Source organism: Neisseria sp. P0021.S007, from assembly GCF_051956855.1.
Genome location: NZ_JBQCXA010000801.1, coordinates 1 through 594 on the forward strand (window position 1 = coordinate 1; position 594 = coordinate 594).

General features: G+C 49.0%; 1 protein-coding gene. It reads left to right on the forward strand.

Annotated elements, in window-relative coordinates; all coding sequences use genetic code 11:
- Window positions 1-99: 99 nt before the first annotated feature.
- Window positions 100-594, forward strand: a 495-nt coding sequence (gene rpe / locus ACTHUR_RS16030) for a ribulose-phosphate 3-epimerase (RefSeq protein WP_440399666.1), incomplete at its 3' end; no start/stop codon positions are given.

The following is a 594-nucleotide window of genomic DNA, read 5'->3' on the forward strand; positions in this document are numbered from 1 at the left end:
GTAAATTCATAAAAATGACGGTAGAGACGTTGTCGGCGGCATACAACATAGGGTTAAAAATGCGATAATGACAAAGGAACACACTTTAGGAGAATAAACATGACCGACTACCGTATTGCCCCCAGTATTTTGTCCGCTGATTTTGCCCGCTTGGGCGAAGAGGTTGCCGAAGTTATCCGCGCCGGTGCGGATTTGATTCATTTTGACGTGATGGACAATCATTATGTGCCGAATCTGACTTTCGGCCCTATGGTTTGCGCGGCTTTGAAACCGTATGCAACCGTGCCGGTCGATGTGCATTTGATGGTTGAGCCGGTGGACGATTTGATTCATGCGTTTGCCAAAGCCGGTGCCAATATCATTACCTTTCATCCGGAAGCCAGCCGCCACATCGACCGCAGCTTGGGTTTGATTAAAGAATACGGCTGCCAGGCAGGCTTAGTATTGAATCCTGCCACGCCGGTCAATATTCTGGAAAACGTTTTGGACAAACTGGATATGGTGTTGCTGATGTCGGTCAACCCGGGCTTCGGCGGACAAAGCTTTATCCCGAATACACTGGTGAAAATCCGCAAAGTGCGCGAGATGTTGGAC